The organism is Cryobacterium sp. TMT2-42-4, from assembly GCF_004402645.1.
Classification (GTDB): Bacteria; Actinomycetota; Actinomycetes; order Actinomycetales; family Microbacteriaceae; genus Cryobacterium; species Cryobacterium sandaracinum.
In genome coordinates this window covers 137,629-155,391 of record NZ_SOFT01000011.1, presented here as the reverse complement: position 1 = coordinate 155,391, position 17,763 = coordinate 137,629, and the positions used below count along the sequence as shown (strand labels likewise).

At 67.6% G+C, this 17,763-nt stretch carries 15 protein-coding genes and 1 pseudogene; 13 read left to right on the top strand and 3 right to left on the bottom strand.

The features are described from left to right. Positions 1–68 precede the first annotated feature (68 nt). From E3O18_RS03000 to E3O18_RS02955, 11 genes and pseudogenes are all read left to right on the top strand, one after another. On the top strand, positions 69–2,261 hold the full coding sequence (locus E3O18_RS03000) for a bifunctional alpha,alpha-trehalose-phosphate synthase (UDP-forming)/trehalose-phosphatase (protein WP_241973532.1): 2,193 nt from the start codon (positions 69–71) through the stop codon (positions 2,259–2,261). A 46-nt stretch (positions 2,262–2,307) separates the two neighbouring features. Then, positions 2,308–4,002 carry a dihydroxy-acid dehydratase gene (gene ilvD / locus E3O18_RS02995; protein WP_134394225.1) on the top strand — a complete coding sequence of 565 codons (1,695 nt, stop codon included), beginning with the start codon at positions 2,308–2,310 and terminating at the stop codon, positions 4,000–4,002. Between the two features lie 37 nt (positions 4,003–4,039). After that, positions 4,040–5,860, top strand: coding sequence for an acetolactate synthase large subunit (locus E3O18_RS02990; protein ID WP_134394224.1), 1,821 nt, complete (start codon positions 4,040–4,042; stop codon positions 5,858–5,860). A gap of 3 nt (positions 5,861–5,863) precedes the next feature. Then, positions 5,864–6,373 (top strand): acetolactate synthase small subunit, encoded by a 510-nt coding sequence (ilvN, locus tag E3O18_RS02985; protein ID WP_104102867.1) that lies wholly within the window; start codon positions 5,864–5,866, stop codon positions 6,371–6,373. 41 nt (positions 6,374–6,414) lie between these two features. Continuing rightward, positions 6,415–7,443, top strand: coding sequence for a ketol-acid reductoisomerase (gene ilvC, locus E3O18_RS02980; protein ID WP_134394223.1), 1,029 nt, complete (start codon positions 6,415–6,417; stop codon positions 7,441–7,443). 328 nt (positions 7,444–7,771) lie between these two features. Next, entirely contained in the window at positions 7,772–8,119 is a 348-nt protein-coding gene (locus E3O18_RS16410; protein WP_241978102.1) for a PhoD-like phosphatase N-terminal domain-containing protein, read from the top strand. Beyond that, positions 8,020–9,411 (top strand): annotated as a pseudogene (locus E3O18_RS02975) (alkaline phosphatase D family protein). The gene E3O18_RS16410 and the pseudogene E3O18_RS02975 overlap by 100 nt, the downstream one beginning before the upstream one ends. An 11-nt stretch (positions 9,412–9,422) precedes the next feature. Further along, the gene (locus tag E3O18_RS02970) at positions 9,423–10,712 is read left to right on the top strand and encodes an alkaline phosphatase family protein (protein WP_134417404.1); all 1,290 of its coding nucleotides are present in this window, start codon (positions 9,423–9,425) and stop codon (positions 10,710–10,712) included. A 98-nt stretch (positions 10,713–10,810) separates the two neighbouring features. Beyond that, on the top strand, positions 10,811–11,866 hold the full coding sequence (locus E3O18_RS02965; protein WP_134417402.1) for a zinc-dependent alcohol dehydrogenase family protein: 1,056 nt from the start codon (positions 10,811–10,813) through the stop codon (positions 11,864–11,866). Between the two features lie 38 nt (positions 11,867–11,904). Next, entirely contained in the window at positions 11,905–12,495 is a 591-nt protein-coding gene (locus tag E3O18_RS02960) for a DNA polymerase III subunit gamma/tau (RefSeq protein ID WP_134394220.1), read from the top strand. Further along, on the top strand, positions 12,492–12,860 hold the full coding sequence (locus E3O18_RS02955) for a hypothetical protein (protein WP_134394219.1): 369 nt from the start codon (positions 12,492–12,494) through the stop codon (positions 12,858–12,860). The genes E3O18_RS02960 and E3O18_RS02955 overlap by 4 nt, the downstream gene beginning before the upstream one ends. A 162-nt stretch (positions 12,861–13,022) precedes the next feature. Here the strand turns inward: E3O18_RS02955 and E3O18_RS02950 are convergent, their stop codons facing one another. Next, positions 13,023–13,418 carry a DoxX family membrane protein gene (locus E3O18_RS02950; RefSeq protein ID WP_134394218.1) on the bottom strand — a complete coding sequence of 132 codons (396 nt, stop codon included), beginning with the start codon at positions 13,416–13,418 and terminating at the stop codon, positions 13,023–13,025. Between the two features lie 97 nt (positions 13,419–13,515). Here E3O18_RS02950 and serA point away from each other — a divergent pair, with 97 nt between their 5' ends. Beyond that, complete coding sequence (serA, locus tag E3O18_RS02945) at positions 13,516–15,108, top strand: phosphoglycerate dehydrogenase (RefSeq protein ID WP_134394217.1); 1,593 nt, start codon at positions 13,516–13,518, stop codon at positions 15,106–15,108. Here serA and E3O18_RS02940 read toward each other — a convergent pair. Next, positions 15,098–15,691: a TetR/AcrR family transcriptional regulator gene (locus tag E3O18_RS02940; protein ID WP_134394216.1), complete on the bottom strand. Its 594-nt coding sequence runs from the start codon at positions 15,689–15,691 to the stop codon at positions 15,098–15,100. The genes serA and E3O18_RS02940 overlap by 11 nt on opposite strands. A gap of 131 nt (positions 15,692–15,822) precedes the next feature. On the opposite strand from E3O18_RS02940, the gene E3O18_RS02935 reads away from it, so the two are divergent. Continuing rightward, a complete protein-coding gene (locus tag E3O18_RS02935) occupies positions 15,823–17,310 on the top strand; it encodes an MFS transporter (RefSeq protein WP_241976565.1) in 1,488 nt (495 codons plus the stop codon). A gap of 158 nt (positions 17,311–17,468) precedes the next feature. Here the strand turns inward: E3O18_RS02935 and E3O18_RS02930 are convergent, their stop codons facing one another. After that, entirely contained in the window at positions 17,469–17,720 is a 252-nt protein-coding gene (locus tag E3O18_RS02930; protein ID WP_134394215.1) for a DUF6458 family protein, read from the bottom strand. Positions 17,721–17,763: the final 43 nt, after the last annotated feature.

The following is a 17,763-nucleotide window of genomic DNA, read 5'->3' as shown; positions in this document are numbered from 1 at the left end:
ACGATCCCATTACCTCTGCAGCCGAACCCACGGCATCCGCCACCCCGGACTCCACCTATTCGCTGGTCGTGGTCTCCAACCGCCTCCCGGTCGAGATCGAGGTTTCCGAGGACGGAACGGAGGGCTGGCGCACCTCGCCCGGCGGCCTGGTCACCGCCCTCGAGCCCATGATGCGCAGCTCCGACGGCGCCTGGGTAGGCTGGCCCGGCATCGCCGACCGCACCTTCGATCCGTTCGAGAACGACGGCATCTCCATCGTGCCGGTGCGGCTCAGCGAGTCGGAGCTGGAGGAGTACTACGAGGGCTTCTCCAACGACACGATCTGGCCGCTGTACCACGACGTGATCGCGCCACCGCGCTACCACCGCGAATGGTGGGAGGCCTACGTTCGGGTGAACCGCCGCTTCGCCGACGCCGCCGCATCCGCCGCCGCGCCCGGCGCCACGGTGTGGGTGCACGACTACCAGTTGCAGCTCGTGCCACGGATGCTGCGCGACGCGCGGCCCGACCTCGTGATCGGGTTTTTCAACCACATCCCTTTTCCGCCCTACGGGATCTACGCCCAGCTACCCTGGCGCAAGCAGATCCTCGACGGACTGCTCGGCGCCGACCTGATCGGTTTCCAGCGCCTCGCCGACGCCGGTAACTTCTCCCGAGCCGTGCGGCGCCTCTACGGCTATCCGACCCGCGGCGTCGCCATCGATGTGCCCGCACCCGAGGGCAAGCATCGCCGGGTGATCGCCAAACACTTCCCGATCTCCATCGACGCCGCCGCCTACGAGGAACTGGCGCGGCGGCCCGAGATCCAGGAGCGGGCGCGCCAGATCCGGGAAGACCTCGGCAACCCCCGGACGATCATGCTGGGCGTGGACCGCCTCGACTATACCAAGGGCATCGCCCACCGCATCAAGGCGTTCGGCGAGCTGCTCGCCGACGGCAGCCTGAGCGTGGAGGACGTCACCCTGGTGCAGGTCGCCAGCCCCTCCCGGGAACGCGTCGGCGCCTACATCGCCCTGCGCGACGAGATCGAACTGGCCGTCGGCCGCCTCAACGGCGACTTCTCCACCATCAGCCACACCGCCATCAGCTACCACCACCACGGTTACCCGCGCGAGGAGATGGTGGCGCTCTACCTCGCGGCCGACGTGATGCTCGTGACCGCGCTCCGTGACGGCATGAACCTCGTCGCCAAGGAATACGTGGCCGTGCGCTTCGACCGCGACGGCGTGCTCGTTCTGAGCGAGTTCGCCGGCGCCGCCGACGAGCTCAAACAGGCCGTGCTGATCAACCCGCACGACATCGACGGCGTGAAGGCCGCCATCCTCCGGGCCGTCGCGATGCCCCGCCAGGAACGGCTGCGACGCATGCGCGCGCTCCGCCGCAAGGTCTTCGACAACGACGTCGCCGCCTGGTCCTCTTCCTTCCTCCGAACCCTGACCGAAGGGGCCGCCGTTCGTCCCGGGATCCCCGACACCCTCGCCGGTGCGCTGAAGGATCTCAGCCGCGCCGACAACATCCTCGTGGCCCTCGATTTCGACGGGACGCTTGCCCCACACGTCGACAATCCCGAAGACGCGCGCGCCGTGGCAGGCACCCGCGAGGCCGTGCAGCGCCTGCTCGACCTCGACGGGGTGCGGGTCGCGTTCGTCTCCGGCCGGGCCCTGGTCAGCCTGCGGCACGTGTCGCAGCCGCAGACCGATGTGCTCCTCACCGGCTCGCACGGGATCGAGGTGCAGCTGGACACCCCCGAGATCGAACTCGACCTCGTCACCGAGGAACTCGAGCAGCTCGACGTCCTCGCCCGGGTGCTTGAGCGCATCTCCGGGAGCATCGACGGAACCTGGATCGAACGCAAGCCGGCCGGTCTCGCCCTGCACACCCGGCTGGCGACGCCCCGGAAAGCGGCGGCCGCCCTAAAGGCCGCACGCGAGGAGCTGGGCACGCTGCTGCCCGGCCTGACCGTGCGGGACGGCAAAGACGTGATCGAATTCGCGGTGCGTGCCAGCACCAAGGGCGACGCCCTTGAGCGGTTGCGCCGGCACGCGGGGGCCGACCGGGTCTTCTACGCCGGCGACGACACCACCGACGAAGACGCCTTCGCCGTGCTGCGGCCCGGCGATGTCGGCCTCAAGATCGGGGCAGGCGACTCGCTCGCCGGCTACCGGGTGCGCGGCCCCGAAGACGTGCCGCTGGTGCTGGGCCTGATCGCCGCTGCCCGCGCAGCCGTCGCCGCGGAGCGTGAGGCCGCCGCCGGAGCGTGACCCTCGGGCGACGCTCCGCCTTCAGCGGACGTTCTAGACTCAGTGCATGACTGAGATTGACATGAAGCCTCGCAGCCGAGACGTCACCGATGGTATCGAAGCCACCACCTCGCGTGGGATGCTCCGGGCCGTCGGTATGGGAGACGCTGACTGGGAGAAACCCCAGATCGGCATCGCAAGTTCGTGGAACGAGATCACGCCCTGCAACCTCTCCCTGGACCGCCTCGCGCAGGCCGCCAAAGAAGGCGTGCACGGCGGCGGCGGCTACCCGCTGCAGTTCGGCACCATCTCCGTCTCCGATGGCATCTCGATGGGCCATGAGGGAATGCACTTCTCCCTCGTCTCCCGTGAGGTCATCGCCGACTCTGTCGAGGTCGTCATGCAGGCCGAGCGCCTCGACGGCTCCGTGCTGCTGGCGGGCTGCGACAAGTCGCTGCCCGGCATGCTGATGGCCGCGGCCCGCCTCGACCTGGCCAGCGTTTTCCTCTACGCAGGATCGATCGCACCCGGCTGGGTCAAGCTTTCCGACGGCACCGAAAAAGACATCACCATCATCGACTCCTTCGAGGCGGTGGGCGCCGTCAAGGCCGGACGGATGTCCGTGGCCGACGCCAAGCGCATCGAGTGCGCCTTCGCTCCCGGCGAGGGTGCCTGCGGCGGCATGTACACGGCCAACACCATGGCCAGCGTGGCCGAGGCTCTCGGCATGAGCCTGCCGGGATCGGCTTCCCCGGCCTCCGCCGACCGCCGCCGCGACTACTACGCGCACCGCTCCGGCGAGGCCGTCGTCAACCTGCTGCGCCTGGGGATCACGGCCAGGGACATCCTGACCCGCAAGGCCTTCGAGAACGCGATCGCCGTGGCGATGGCGTTCGGCGGCTCCACCAACGTGGTGCTGCACCTGCTGGCCATCGCGAACGAGGCCGAGGTCGAGCTCACCCTCGACGACTTCAACCGCATCGGCGACACGGTGCCGCACATCGGCGACCTGAAGCCGTTCGGCAAGTACGTCATGAACGACGTCGACCGTCACGGCGGCGTGCCGGCCGTGATGCGGGCCCTGCTCGAGGCCGGTCTCATCCACGGCGACGCGCTCACCGTGACCGGCAAGACCGTGGCCGAGAACCTTGCCGAGATCGACCCGCCCGAACTGGACGGCGAGGTGCTGCGCACCCTCGACAACCCCATTCACGCCAGCGGCGGAATCACCATCCTCAAGGGCTCTATCGCCCCCGAGGGTGCCGTCGTCAAGACCGCCGGCTTCGACTCCGACATCTTCGAAGGACCCGCGCGCGTGTTTGAGCGTGAGCGCGCCGCCATGGACGCTCTCACCGCGGGGGAGATCCAGAAGGGCGACGTCGTCGTCATCCGCTACGAGGGACCCAAGGGCGGGCCCGGAATGCGGGAGATGCTCTCGATCACCGCCGCCATCAAGGGCGCCGGGCTCGGCGCCGATGTACTACTCTTAACGGACGGTCGATTCTCAGGCGGCACAACCGGACTGTGCATCGGCCATATAGCACCCGAAGCGGTGGACGAAGGTCCTATCGCCTTCGTGCGCGATGGTGATCTGATACGGGTCGATATCGCAGCTCGCACGCTCGACCTACTGGTCGACCCTGATGAGCTGACCGCCCGGAGTGTTGGCTGGGCACCTCTGCCTCCCCGCTACACCCGGGGCGTTCTCGCAAAGTACTCGAAGCTTGTCCAGTCTGCGGCCGTCGGCGCCGTCACGGGCTAGCACTCACTATTCGTCATCGAACTAGGGAACTGATCACATGACCGCGGAAACACCCGTGCCATCACCGTCGCCCTCACCTGCCGCGGCCGCCGGGGCGCCCGACTCGGGGGCGCCGGAAATCCTCACCGGTTCCGGTGCGATCATCCGCTCGCTGGAGTTGCTGGGCGTCACCGACGTCTTCGGTCTGCCGGGCGGCGCCGTCATTCCGCTCTACGACGAGCTGATGAGCCAAACCGTGATCCGGCACATCCTGGTGCGGCACGAGCAGGGTGCCGGCCACGCCGCAGAGGGCTACGCCTCGGCGAGCAACCGCGTCGGGGTGGCCATCGCCACCTCCGGGCCCGGCGCCACCAACCTTGTCACCGCCATCGCCGACGCTTACATGGACTCGGTGCCGATCCTGTGCATCACCGGACAGGTCTTCTCCACCCTGATGGGTACGGATGCCTTCCAGGAGGCCGACATCGTCGGTATCACCATGCCGATCACGAAGCACTCCTTCCTGGTCAAGCGTCCCGAGGACATCCCCGCGGCTATCGCGTCGGCTCACCTGATCGCCTCCACCGGCCGGCCCGGCCCGGTCCTGGTGGACATCACCAAGGACGCCCAGCAGAAGAGCGCCCCGTTCATCTGGCCGCCCAAGCTGGACCTGCCCGGCTACCGGCCGGTCACCAAGGCCCACGGCAAACAGGTGCAGGCTGCGGCCCAGCTGCTCGCCGAGGCCAAGAAGCCCGTCCTCTATGTGGGTGGCGGCGTCATCCGTGCCCGCGCGTCGGAAGAACTGCTCGCGTTCGCCGAACTGAGCAAGACGCCCGTCGTCACCACGTTGATGGCGCGCGGCGCGTTCCCGGACTCGCACGACCAGCACCTGGGCATGCCCGGGATGCACGGCACCGTGTCCGCTGTGCTTGCGCTGCAGGAGGCCGACTTGATCATCGCGCTCGGCTCCCGCTTCGACGACCGGGTCACCGGCAAGGTCTCCGAGTTCGCGCCGCACGCCACGATCGTGCACGTCGACATCGACCCCGCGGAGATCGGTAAGATTCGCGCCGCCGACGTTCCCATCGTCGGTGATGCCAAGGAGGTCATCGCCGACCTCACCATCGCCTACGCGGCCGCCATCACCACGACGACGCCCGACGTCAGCGTTTGGTGGACCTATCTCAAGGGTCTGCGGGAGGAGTTCCCGCTGGGCTATTCCGAGCCGACCGACGGCCTCATGAGCCCGCAGTTCGTGATCCAGCGCATCGGCGAGCTGACCGGGCCGGAAGCCGTCTACGCGGCCGGTGTCGGCCAGCACCAGATGTGGGCGGCCCAGTTCATCAAGTACGAGCGGCCCAATTCCTGGCTGAACTCCGGGGGCGCCGGCACGATGGGCTACTCCATCCCCGCAGCGATGGGCGCCAAGGTGGCCGAGCCCGACCGGGTGGTCTGGTCGATCGACGGCGACGGATGCTTCCAGATGACCAACCAGGAACTGGCCACCTGCACGATCAACAACATTCCGATCAAGGTCGCCATCATCAACAACTCCTCGCTGGGCATGGTGCGCCAGTGGCAAACCCTGTTCTACGACGGACGGCACTCCTTCACCGATCTGCACACCGGGCACGGGTCCGCCATGGTGCCGGACTTCGTGAAGCTGTCGGAGGCCTACGGTGCCCTCGCCATCCGGGTCACCAGCCCCGACCAGGTCGACGAGGCCATCAAGCTGGCGTTGGCGACCAACGACCGGCCCGTGGTGATCGACTTCATCGTGAGCCGGGACGCAATGGTCTGGCCGATGGTGCCGCAGGGTGTCAGCAACAGTTATGTGCAGTATGCCAAAGAACACGCACCGACCTGGGAAGAGGAATAACCCGTGAGCACCCACGTCCTGAGCCTCCTCGTCGAGGACAAGCCCGGCCTGCTCACCCGGGTCGCCGGCCTCTTCGCCCGCCGCGGCTTCAACATCGAGAGCCTCGCCGTCGGCCACACCGAAATCCCCGGGCTCTCCCGCATCACGATCCTCGTCGACGTCGAAGACGCGCCGCTGGAGCAAGTGACCAAGCAGCTGAACAAGCTGATCAACGTCATCAAGATCGTCGAACTCGACCCGGCCCAGTCGGTGCAGCGCGAACACCTGCTGGTGAAGGTGCGCGCCGACAACACGACCCGGTCGATGGTGCTCGAAGCCGTGACCCTGTTCCGGGCCCGGGTCGTCGACGTGTCCGTCGACGCGGTCGTGATCGAGGTCACCGGGGACTCCGGTAAAACGCAGGCGCTGCTGCGCGTGCTCGAACCCTACGGGATCAAGGAAATCGCCCAGTCCGGCCTGCTCGCCATCGGCCGCGGGTCGAAATCGATCAGCGAGCGCGTCTTCAAAAACTAGAGCTTGACCACCGACTACAACAACAAGGAGAACATTTACTCGTGTCTGAGATTTACTACGACAAAGACGCCGACCTGTCGATCATCCAGGGCAAGAAGGTAGCCGTCATCGGCTACGGCTCGCAGGGTCACGCCCACGCGCAGAACCTGCGCGACTCGGGTGTCGAGGTCGTCATCGGCCTCAAGGAGGGCTCGAAGTCCAAGGCCAAGGCCGAAGAGGCCGGCTTCACCGTTCTCAGCACCGCCGAGGCATCCGCCTGGGCCGACGTCATCGTCATCCTGGCGCCCGACCAGGTGCAGCGTCACCTGTTCGCCGACGACGTGCTGCCGAACCTCGCTGCGGGCAAGGCCCTTGTCTTCGGACACGGCTTCAACATCCGTTTCGGCTACATCAAGGCCCCCGAAGGCATCGACGTCACCATGGTCGCCCCCAAGGGACCGGGCCACACCGTGCGCCGCGAGTATGAGGCCGGCCGCGGCGTTCCCGTGATCGTCGCCGTCGAGAAGGATGCCTCGGGCGCGGCCTGGCCGCTCACCCTCAGCTACGCCAAGGCGATCGGTGGCCTGCGCGCCGCCGGCATCAAGACCACCTTCACCGAAGAGACCGAAACCGACCTGTTCGGCGAGCAGGCCGTGCTCTGTGGTGGCGCGTCGCAGCTGATCCAGTACGGCTTCGAGGTTCTCACCGAGGCCGGCTACCAGCCGCAGGTTGCCTACTTCGAGGTGCTGCACGAGCTCAAGCTCATCGTCGACCTGATGTGGGAGGGGGGCATCGCCAAGCAGCGTTGGAGCGTCTCCGACACCGCCGAGTACGGCGACTACGTCTCCGGCCCGCGCGTCATCGACGCCCACGTCAAGGAGAATATGAAGGCCGTTCTCGCCGACATCCAGAACGGCGCCTTCGCGGCCCGCTTCATCGGGGACCAGGACGCCGGAGCACCGGAGTTCCTCGCTCTGCGCAAGAAGGGTGAAGAGCACCCCATCGAAGCCACCGGCCGTGAGCTGCGCAAGCTGTTCGCCTGGAACGCCTCCGCCGACGACGACTACACCGACGGCGAAGCCGCGCGCTAACACCCGAGCTCGCATCGGCAGCGGGGCCAATCCACTCGATTGGCCCCGCTGCCTGTTAGCGGCGCTGATGGTCCCGAGGATGCGTTCGGGGTGCTTGCCACGCCCAGTCGACCATTCCGTGGGCTTTCGGGTGATCACGGTGATTCCGCGGAACTTCAGCTGTCAGCTGAGCGCCGTGCATCGGGAAGGCACGATTCGGCCCTCCGGGGAATCCATCCCCGCCGAAGCGGTGCGGGCAATGGACCTCCGGAGAACCCTCAAGGAATCGGAGGTGAACAAGTAACTGGAGTGCACGGCTCCGTGAACAGGCACCCCCAGACTGGGTGGCATGAGTCCTTTCAACAGACGTGATCTGCTGCGATCCGCCGGCGTCATCGCCTTCGCCGGGGCAACCGCGAGCGCGGCCCAAGGTCGCCCTGGCCCGGCCGCCGGTTCCGCAGCCGTCCCTGATTTCCTGCACGGCGTCGCCTCCGGAGACCCTCTGCCGGACAGCGTGCTGCTCTGGACCCGGGTCACACCGACGCCCGATGCGCTGCCCGGCTCGGGCTCGGCCTCGACATCACGGTCGGCTGGGAAGTGGCCGAGGACTCCGGATTCCTGCGGGTGGCTAGCAGCGGCTCCGTCACCACGGGCCCCGCCCGCGACCACACGGTCAAGGTGGTCCCGACCGGGCTGAGGCCCGGCACTCCCTACTGGTACCGATTCAGCGTCGCGGGAGCGACCTCAGCGACGGGCCGCACGCGCACGGCCCCAGCCGCCGGGGCTGCCGTGGAGCGCCTGCGGATGGGTGTCGTGTCCTGTGCGAACTGGCAGGCCGGCTACTTCTCGGCTTACCGCTATCTCGCCGATCGGGGCGACCTGGACGTCGTTCTGCACCTCGGCGACTACCTGTACGAGTACGCTCCGGGCGAGTACCAGGCACGCGACGTCGTCGTGCGCGCGCATGACCCAGCGGTCGAGATGACCACGCTGACCCATTACCGTCGTCGGCATGCCCAATACAAGACCGACCTCGACCTGCAGGCGCTGCACGCCGCGGTCCCGTTCGTGGTCACCTGGGACGACCACGAATTCGCCAACGATGCCTGGTCTGGTGGGGCGGGAAACCACACCGACGGCATCGAGGGCACCTGGGCGGTCCGGCGCGAGGCTTCCCAGCAGGCGTACGCCGAATGGATGCCCGTGCGCTACGAGCCCGGCGGTCACATCTATCGGCGTTTCACCTTCGGCTCTCTGGCCAGCATCTCGATGCTGGACCTGCGTAGCTACCGCAGCCAGCAGGCGTCGAGCGTCGTTGATCCCGCTGTCGGCAGCCCAACCCACACCCTGACCGGTGAGGCGCAGATGACCTGGCTGCTGGACGGCTTCTCCTCGACCCAGGCCCAGTGGAAGCTGATCGGAAATCCCGTGATGATCGCGCCCATCCGGTTCCCGTCCACACTCAGCGCGAGGGAAGTCGGCGCCGTGGGACAGCTGCTTGGGTCGACCACGATCGACGGCGTTCCCTACAACGTGGACCAGTGGGACGGCTATACGGCGGACCGCAGCCGGGTGATCGGTCACCTCCGGGACAACGCGGTCACCGATGCGGTCTTTCTCACCGGGGAAATCCACTCGGGCTGGGCCTGAGATGTACCGGCGGATCCGCTTACCTACCCGTCCAACGGTGCGTCCGTGGCCACTGAACTGGTCTGTACCTCGGTGACCAGCGACAATCTGGACGACATCCTGCGGTCACCGCCACGTACGGCATCTCTGGCCGTCGAGGAAGCGTTCAAGGCCGCGAACCCGCACGTGAAGTACCTGGATTTCGACTCCCACGGCTTCTCCGGGCTCGAGGTCACGCCGGCTTCCCTGCGCATGGATTGGTATGCGCTCTCTGAGCGCACCGACCGTGCGGCGACGATCAGCCTGGCCACGTCCTGGCAGGTCGCCGCGGGCACCCAGTCCGTCCGGCCCGCCCGGTGAACGGCGTACCGATGAGCTTCTCCGAGCCCGACCGCCGCCAGTTTCTCCGGCTGGCGGTGGCCGGTGGGGCCTCCGTCGTGCTGTCCGCCGCGGTCGGGAGCGAATTCCCCGCTTCCGCCCGGGCGGCCGGCGGCCTGGCCACGCCGGACCGCACTCGGGTGTACGTCATGGTGGTGGACGGTTGTCGGCCCGATGAGATGACGCCACAAGTGACACCTCGGCTGGCGGCATTGCGCGCTGCCGGAACCAATTTTCCCGGCGCCCGGTCGCTGCCGGTGATGGAGACCATCCCCAATCACGTGATGATGATGACCGGGGTTCGACCCGCGCGCTCCGGCGTGCCGGCGAATGCCGTCTACGACCGAACCGCCGCCGTGGTGCGCGACCTGGACCGGCCGACCGATCTGCGCTTCCCGACACTCCTGGACCGGCTCAGGGACACAAGCTTCACGACGGGCTCGGTACTCAGCAAAAGGTATCTCTTCGGCATCTTCGGCGAACGCGCCAGCTACCGCTGGGAGCCGTCCCCACTCCTGCCGGTGACCGGGCACGCCCCGGACGACTTCACGATTGATGCCCTGATCGCCATGGTCGACGGTGTCGACCCCGACTTCGTGTTCACGAACCTGGGTGACGTCGACCGGGTGGGGCACTCGGATATCACCGGCACCACCGTGCAGGCCGCACGGACCGCTGCCCTGCGCGGAACCGACAACCAGGTCGGCCGCTTCGTGGACCACCTCGTGGCCACCGGGCGATGGGAGAGCAGCGTGTTGATCGTGCTCGCGGATCACTCTATGGACTGGTCGATTCCGTCGAACGTCATCTCCGTGGATCAAATTCTCGGTGCACGAGCGGAGCTGCGGGCGCAGATCCAGATCGCGCAAAACGGCGGGGCCGACCTGCTCTATTGGACGGGGCCGGCGGCTGACCGTGATGCCGGGCTGGCCGAGGTCCGCTCTCTCGTGACGGCGCATCCGGGCGTCTTGTCGATCAGTGACCCGGCCGAGCTGGTCCTGGGCCCGGAGGCCGGCGATCTGGTCGCCTTCTGCCGCGCGGGCTGGCGATTCTCTGACCCGTGGGTCGCGTCCAACCCCATTCCCGGCAATCACGGGCACCCAGCCACTGAGCCGATCCCGTTCTTCATCAGCGGAGGCAGCCCGCGGGTCATTCGCGGTGCAGTGCTCTCCGAGCCGGCGCGCACGATCGACGTTGCACCCACAGTAGGTTCGCTTTTCGGGCTGGCCGCCCCGACGGGCGGCTATGACGGCACCGAGAGGGCCGGGGCGTTCCGATCCTGACGGTAGACACCGGCGCCGGCAGGCCTCAAAAATCAACTACGGGAGTACCGTGAGCGGTGGTGGGCGAGAGCCGGATCACGTCGACGAAGGAGTCAGCAATGAAGGCACTGGTGTATCACGGTCCCGGCATGAAGGCGTGGGAAGACGTGCCTGACCCCACAATCGGCGGATCGGCCGACGCGATCGTGCGCGTGGACACGACCACGATCTGCGGCACGGACCTGCACATCCTCAAGGGCGACGTGGCGACTGTGGCGGAGGGCCGCATCCTCGGGCATGAGGCTGTGGGCACGATCGTGGAGATCGGCACCGCCGTGCAGACCCTCGCGGTGGGCGACCGGGTCATCGTCTCCTGCATCAAGTCCTGCGGGCACTGCGTGAATTGCAAGACCGGGCTGTACTCGCACTGCCTGGGCGACGAGGGGGCGTCCGGCATCGGCTGGGTCTTCGGCCACCTCATCGACGGCACCCAAGCCGAATACGTGCGGGTTCCCTACGCCGAGAACTCGCTGCACCGGGTGCCGGCCGGGGTCACCGACGAGGAGGCCGTCATGCTCTCCGACATCCTGCCGACCGGGTTCGAGATCGGCGTGCAGTACGGCCGGGTCAAGCCGGGCGATGTGGTGGCCGTGATCGGCGCCGGGCCGGTCGGCCTCGCCGCCATCACCACGGCCGGGCTCTACGGCGCCGGAACGGTCATCGCCATCGACACCGACGAGAACCGGCTGGAGCAGGCCCGCCTGTTCGGGGCGACGGACGTGGTCGTCTCCGGCGGCCCCGACTGGAAGCAGCAGGTGCTGGCGTTGACCGACGGAGCCGGCGTCGACGTCGCCATCGAGGCGGTCGGCATCCCGGCCACCTTCAGCATGGCGCTCGAGGTGGTGCGCCCCGGCGGCAATGTGGCCAACGTGGGCGTGCACAGCAAGCCGGTCGAGCTCCATCTGGAGGACCTGTGGATCCAGAACATCAACATCAGCATGGGGTTGGTCAATACCAACACCACGCCCATGCTGCTGAAGCTCGTCGCGCAGAAGAAGATCCCAGCCGACAAGTTGGCCACGCATCGGTTCCGGATGGACCAGATCCTCGAGGCGTACGACACCTTCTCCCGCGCGGCGGAAACCAAGGCGCTGAAAGTCGTGATCAGCCGGTAGCGTGCGCCGACCCGGGCGGCGCTCGGTACGCTGGACCCATGACTTCTGGACACTCCGGTGACGACAACCGGGACGACGCCCTGGGCTGGGCCGGCGACGACGACCCCACGCTCGTCTCCGGCGACGAGTCCGGCGAGGCCGAAAGGCCCGCCGAGCCCGATTCGGGTGCTTTCGTCACGACCGGCTCCGGCTCTGGCTCCGGCTCTGGCTCTGAAACCGACATCGCGGCGGATGCCGACACCGGTTCCGTCGCGCCGCCGGAGGGATGGACCGTGGCCGGTCCGGCATCCGCTGTCGCGGCGAAGGCGGCGGCCGACGCCGCCGTGACCCGCACGGCCACGAGTTCCCTGGCGCTCGTCTCGCTCGGAATCTTTGGCGGAATATATCTGCTCTACACGGTGGGCTGGTTCATCGGCGTGGGCCGCATCCAGACCCCGCCCGCCGACGTGTTGTCCGAGTCCATGTTCTCCCTCGGTCTCTGGCTGGCCGTGGCCGCCCCCGCGGTCTGGTTCGCGGTGACGTTCTGGCTGACCAGAACGCATCCCCGAGCCCGGATCGGCTGGCTACTCCTCGGAGTCGTTCTACTCGCCCCGCTGCCGTTCATCTCCGGACCGGGGGTCATCGCATGACCGATTCACCGGTGACCACGCCCGCGGCCGTCCCCTCATCCCGGCGGCGCACCCCGCGCTGGCTGTCGACGGGCATCGCGATCCTGTTCGGCCTCTTCTATGCCTACGACATTTGGGAGGGCGTCGGCAACCTCGTCGGCCTCAACATCCTGGCTCGAAGCCTCGACACCCAGCTGAGCGGACTCGGCATTTTCGTGCTCCTCGTCGGCATCCTGGGCCCGCTCCTCGTCTTCGTGCTTGCCGCATGGATCGGGCGCTCACGCGGACCCGCCGCGCAGGTTGCCCTGCTCCTGGCCGGCCTGGGTCTGAACGCCGCGATCGCCGCCAACATCTTCACCCTCGGCGCGGGCAGCCTGCTCGCCTAGCCCGGCCTGCTCGCCTGGCCCTGCCGCACGCTGTCCCGAACGAATTCGACGGAGATTTTGGCTCTCCTGCTCTCTCCGTGGGTGTTTGACTCAAAATCTCCGTCGCATGGGTTCGACACCGGGCAGGGCGCTCCGCCTGTGGTGCACGGCGTCGCCTAGCGCTCAGGCGATCGCGACGACGATCAGCCCCATCAGCACGAGCTGCCCGGCCAGCCGCGGCACGAGGGGGATGGCGGCCACGCCGAAGCGGTCCGGGTAGCGCGCGGCGAAGGCGTTGGCGGGGAAGATCGCGGCCAGGAACACGATCAGGCAGACGCCGGCCGTCACCATCGTGGGTGGATACAGCAGCCCGAACCCGCCCGCGATCTCGCAGACCCCGGTGAGGATGACGAGGTTGTCGGGGCTGAGCATTCCGGTCGTTCGCAGCCGTGGCGGGATCATCGCACTCATCGTGCGCGCCACCCTCGGCACGAAATGTGTGATGCCGGCGCCGATGAAAACCACCGCCAGCACGATGCGCACGGCGAACTGGAGGTCGGGGAATGTAACGCTGCTCATGGCTCTATTCTCCAGCCGATAGAGTGTTTTCATATCTGGCGCCCCACGGTCGCGGCGCAAGCCATGTTTTTCTGCTGTAATCGGAGGATCCGTTTTCGTGTCAAAACCTGTTGTCCTAATCGCTGAAGAATTATCGCCTGCCACCGTCGACGCCCTCGGGCCCGACTTCGAGGTTCGCTCCGTAGACGGCACCGACCGGGTCGCGCTACTCGCCGAACTGGCCACGGCGCATGCCGTGCTGGTGCGCTCCGCCACGAAGGTGGACGCGGAGGCAATCGCCGCCGCACCGTTACTGAAGGTCATCGCCCGCGCGGGCGTCGGCCTCGACAACGTCGACATTAAAGCGGCCACGGCTGCGGGCGTCATGGTCGTCAATGCCCCGACGTCCAATATTATTTCGGCCGCAGAACTGACCGTCGGGCACATCATCAGCCTGGCCCGTCACATCCCGGCCGCCCACGGCGCGCTGGCGCAGGGGCAGTGGAAGCGCTCCAAGTACACCGGCGTCGAGCTCTACGAAAAGACCATCGGCATCATCGGCCTCGGCCGCATCGGTGCCCTCATCGCGGCGCGGATGCAGGCCTTCGGCACGAACATCATCGCCTATGACCCCTACATCACCTCCGCCCGCGCCCAGCAGCTCGGCGTGGTGCCGGTCAGCCTCGATGAGCTCCTCGCGCAGTCGGACTTCATCACCATTCACATGCCCAAGACGCCCGAGACCAACGGCATGATCGGCGCCGAACAGTTCAAGCTGATGAAGCCCACCGCGTTCGTCGTGAACGTGGCCCGCGGCGGCCTCATCAACGAGGACGACCTCTACGACGCCCTCACGGCCGGCACGATCGCCGGCGCCGGCCTCGATGTGTTCGTCAGCGAGCCGCCGACCGGGTCGAAGCTGCTCGGCCTCAACAACATCATCACCACGCCTCACCTCGGCGCCTCCACGGACGAAGCCCAGGAAAAGGCCGGCGTCTCCGTCGCCAAGTCCGTTCGCCTCGCCCTGTCGGGGGAGCTCGTCCCCGACGCGGTCAACGTCGCCGGAGGCGTTATCGACCCCTACGTGCGCCCCGGCATCCCGCTGGTGGAGAAGCTCGGCCAGGTCTTCTCCGGTCTCGGCGCCCACAGCCCGCTGACCAGCGTCGACGTCGAGGTGCGCGGCGAGCTCGCCGACTATGACGTGAGCGTGCTCCGGCTCGCCGCGCTCAAGGGCATTTTCACCAATGTCGTCAGCGAGACCGTGTCCTACGTCAACGCGCCGTTGCTCGCCGAGCAGCGCGGCGTCGCGGTGCGCATGATCACCGACAAGGAGTCGCCGGAGTACCGCAACGTCATCACGCTGCGTGGCGCCCTCGCGGACGGCTCGCAGGTCTCGGTGTCCGGCACCCTGACCGGCACCAAGCAAATCGAGAAGATCGTCGAGATCAACGGCTACGACGTCGAGGTTCCGTTCGACGACCACCTGATCGTGATGCTCTACACGGACCGTCCGGGAATCGTGGCCGTCTACGGCCGCGAGTTCGGCGACGCCCAGATCAACATCGCGGGCATGCAGATCGCCCGCCACGTGGCCGGCGGCAAGGCCCTGAGCGTACTGACGGTCGACTCGCCCGTTCCGGCGAGCCTGCTGGCCACGGTGCGGGACGCGATCTCGGCCGAGGCCATGATCGAAATCTCCATCACCGAATAGCAGTTCCGTCGGTCATCCGGTCGATCACCGCGAGCAACCGGTCCAGCCTCGTCTTCGATGTGTCATCGACGGCAGGCTGGCCGGGGCTCGCGAGGGTGGATTCGTAGTACAGCCCGTCACTGACGAGCATGATCACCTCGGCCACGTCCGGGTCTCCCACCGCCTCCTCGATGACGCTCAGCCACTGGCGCCGAGTTGAGGCCAGGGCCGCATTGGCCAACGGATGTGCCCCCTGCGCGAGCCTGACGGCCGCACCGATCGACTGGTCGAGCACCGTCCCCTCGCTCATCGACGTGCGGATCAGGTAGTCGATCGCTCCGGCCGAGGCCGCTCGAATTTGTTCGACGTCGTCGGCGACGAGCGCGTCGAGCCGGGCCAGGAGCCCCTCCACGAGCGCGTCTTTCGACCCGAAGTGGTAGAGCAGGCCGCCCTTGGACAGGCCGGCCGCCACCGCCACCGCCTCGAGGGTGGCCGCCCGCTCGCCCTGGTCGATCAGGAGGTGCGCGAACGCGTCCAGGATGCGATCGCGCGTGGGGGAGAGGCGGGGCACGTTCCCGGTCGGGGCTGCGGTCTCAGTACTCATGGTGCTACTATACCGTCTGGACGGTTTACTTTACCGTCTGGACGGTACAGCATCCGTCCCCGGAGCCGAAAGCAGTCGTTGCCGTGTCCAATTCCGTCCGAGAAACCGCCACCGTCGTCGCCGTCAGCCGTGTGATCAGCCCCCGCCGCCGGTGGTGGGCGCTCGTCGTACTCATGCTGCCCGTGCTCCTGGTCTCGATCGACAACACGGTGCTCAACCTCGCCCTGCCGGCCATTTCCGAGGACCTGCGGCCGACGGGCACGCAGCTGCTCTGGGTGATCGACATCTACCCGCTCATGCTCGCCGGACTGCTGGTGGCCATGGGCAGCCTCGGTGACCGGATCGGGCGCCGCCGGCTGCTGCTGATCGGGTCGGCCGGGTTCGGCGCCGTCTCCGTGGTGGCCGCCTTCGCCCCGAGCGTCGAGTGGTTGATCATCGCCCGCGCCGTGCTGGGCTTCTTCGGCGCCATGCTGATGCCGCCGACGCTGTCGCTGCTGCGGTCCGTCTTCACCGACCGCAACCAGCGCCGGCTGGCGATCGCGATCTGGGCGAGCGGTTTCGCCGCCGGCAGCGCGCTCGGCCCCGTCGTGGGCGGCATTCTGCTGGAGCACTTCGCCTGGGGCTCCGTCTTCCTGCTCGCGGTGCCGCTGCTCCTGCCGCTGCTGGTTCTGGGGCCCCTGCTCGTGCCGGAGTCCCGCGACCCGAACCCCGGACGCATCGACGCCCCGAGCATCGCGCTCTCGCTGGCGGCCATGCTGCCGGTCGTCTACGGGATCAAGGCCCTGGCGGAGCACGGACCCACGCCCTTCTCGCTCGGCCCGATCGTGCTCGGACTCGCCGCAGGCGTGCTCTTCGTGCGTCGCCAGCCCCGGCTGACGCACCCGATGATCGACCTCGGGCTGTTCCGCCAGGGGGCCTTCAGCGGGGCGATCGGCGTCAACCTGCTGAGCGTCGTGGCTCTCGTCGGCGGCCTGTTCTTCGTCTCCCAGTACCTGCAACTCGTGCTGGCCCTTTCGCCTCTGGAGGCGGGGCTGGTGCTGGTGCCGGGACTGGCGGCGATGATCGTGTCCGGCCTCGTTATCGTGCCCATCGCCCGGCGCGTGCGGCCGTCGATCGTCGTTCCGGTGGCACTGCTGATCTCGGCCGTCGGCTACGCGGCCGCTGGCCTGCGCGGGGGAGACCTCGACGCGGTCGGCATCGCGCTCGTCTTCGTGGCCCTCGGGATCGGGATCGGAGCGGCCGAGACGGTCTCGAACGAACTGATCGTGGCGAACGCCCCGGCGGACAAGATGGGGGCGGCATCCGCTGTCGGCGAAACGGCCTATGAACTGGGCGCCGTGCTCGGCACGACCATCCTCGGTACCATCCTGACGGCGTCCTACCGCAGTGCGGTCGTTTTGCCGGAGGCCCTCACGGCGGCGCAGAGCGCGGCGGCGGCGGAGACCCTCGGCGGTGCGGTGGCGGTGGCCGACGGGCTGCCCACCGGTCTGGCAAACGTGCTGCTCTCATCGGCCCGCGATGCCTTCACCAGCGGAATCGGGCCCACGGCCTGGATCGGCACCATGCTGGTGCTGGCGGCGGCGTTTGTGGCGCTGGTCGCCCTGCGCAAGGCGACCTGATCACCTGATCCGCGTCGTGCCGGTGGCCGGCTTTGAACCAATTCGACGGAGATTCTTGTGAAAAAGCCCTGCTTCACCGTGTTCAGGGGCGATTCCGGCAAAATCTCCGTCGAATTCGTTCTGGAACGGTCAGGACTCATTCATGAGGAGTCACCGCCCTAGACGTCGTCGACGGATCGCTTCTGCGACGTGACCTGTTCCCCGCTCGCCGGGTCGACGGCGCTGCGGGTCGTGGTGATGCTGCTGCGCTTGCGGGTCAGCAAGACGATGCCGATGACCATGATGACGGCACCGGCGCCCATCAGGATGTAGCCGACCAGCTCGATGTCCATCCACTCGACGGTCACGTTCAGGGCGAACACCATGATGGCGCCGACGACTAGAAGGAAGATTCCCAATCCGAGACTCATGCGGAACTGCTTTCTATTGGTTGTCAGGAGTTGTCCAGCTTAG